The organism is Candidatus Nitrosotalea sp. FS (assembly GCF_011319475.1).
In the GTDB taxonomy this organism is placed as follows: domain Archaea; phylum Thermoproteota; class Nitrososphaeria; order Nitrososphaerales; family Nitrosopumilaceae; genus Nitrosotalea.
Genome location: NZ_RCMC01000251.1, coordinates 12,253 through 13,574 on the forward strand (window position 1 = coordinate 12,253; position 1,322 = coordinate 13,574).

General features: G+C 35.8%; 2 protein-coding genes. One reads left to right on the plus strand and one right to left on the minus strand.

The features are described 5' to 3' along the window. The first annotated feature begins 45 nt into the window (after window positions 1–45). Entirely contained in the window at window positions 46–240 is a 195-nt protein-coding gene (locus DYY66_RS09945; RefSeq protein WP_166288826.1) for a hypothetical protein, read from the plus strand. A gap of 250 nt (window positions 241–490) precedes the next feature. Here DYY66_RS09945 and DYY66_RS09950 read toward each other — a convergent pair whose 3' ends face one another. Continuing rightward, window positions 491–1,015, minus strand: a complete 525-nt coding sequence (locus DYY66_RS09950; RefSeq protein ID WP_166288829.1) for a hypothetical protein — start codon at window positions 1,013–1,015, stop codon at window positions 491–493. Window positions 1,016–1,322 lie beyond the last annotated feature (307 nt).

Below are 1,322 nucleotides of genomic sequence, written 5' to 3' on the forward strand. Positions count from 1 at the left end.
TCAGGGCAGATCTGTTTTATATTATGCCATGGAGTGTGTCACTAGTTGAATTTCAAACGACTTGGAAGGCTGATACTTTTTTTTGGTCTGATAGGGCTTGGTGCATTTGTCTTTCTAAATCTTGATCTAGCACATCGTAAAAGAGAGATGTATCTTTTGTTTGCATTGTCAATTATACTGTTCATCTCTGGCTGGGTTGGATTGTTTCGTTATTCAAGATTCTGGAACATGCTTGATTGATGTCATTATTACAATGTGATAATTTTATAAAAATTCTATATTTGTGCAAATATTTCATATAATGATTTTATTGATATGTTTTTGAGATAAATTCTTAAATAATTTGAAATTATATTATAATTGTGATCGTAAAGTCACTACAAATGGCTTGACGATGCGTGGTCCAGCAGGTATGATTCCAGAATTCACGCAATGGCGTTGATTCCAAAGGAGGTAATCTCCAACAGTCCTGCAACGTAGGACCACGCCTCTATGTTTTACTTTTCTTGGGCCAGATTTTTCTCTGGAACAAAATTATGGCAATTACGATTCCTGCTGCTCCTGCAAGTCCTGCTATTATGAGATATGTGAACAAACTCATGTAGAAATTAAGCACGCCTATGTTGAATGCATATGGCAATATTCCTCCATTTTTGAAATCAACAAGGTCTACTCTGATTACGTGATTTCCTGGTTCGTTGAAGGTGTAATCCAAATCCCATTTTCCAGAGTTATGGTCTGATGGGAGAAATGAGCTTACCATGTTGTCATTATAGTATACTTGAACACCCATCCTGAAATTGTCGACGGGGTTTTCATTTTTGTCTAGAACTAGAAAATGTATTGTAGTAACTTTTCCTGCCTCTGGAACTGGAGGAGTTGTTTCTACTTTGATTTCGTAATCTCCAATCCTTGCAGAATCTGTACTAAATGGAGGGTGATACACTTCGTAAATTCCCAGTACCACAAAAAAGCTCAAGTAAATTGGAAGAAAGACATAGAATCGTTTCTGCACAAGATGACATGGGGCGCATTCCTATATTATATTGACTGTATTTGTGATATCGTCAAAATATTTCATATTCCTGGATGGTATGCAAGACATCTGAACTTCGAGAGACTAATAAGAGTAGACATTGCCAATTATATCTTGAGATAACTTGGTATCGAAAAAAATTGTGATAACTGTAATAATTGTAGTGGCAATACTTGTGTCTGTATATCTTGATCAAAGCTTTAGCAAAGTAGAACTTCAAAATGTTATTTCTGAGAAAAAGAGTCCATATGTCAAGGAATATTCTTTACCAGTTGGTTCAGCTCCC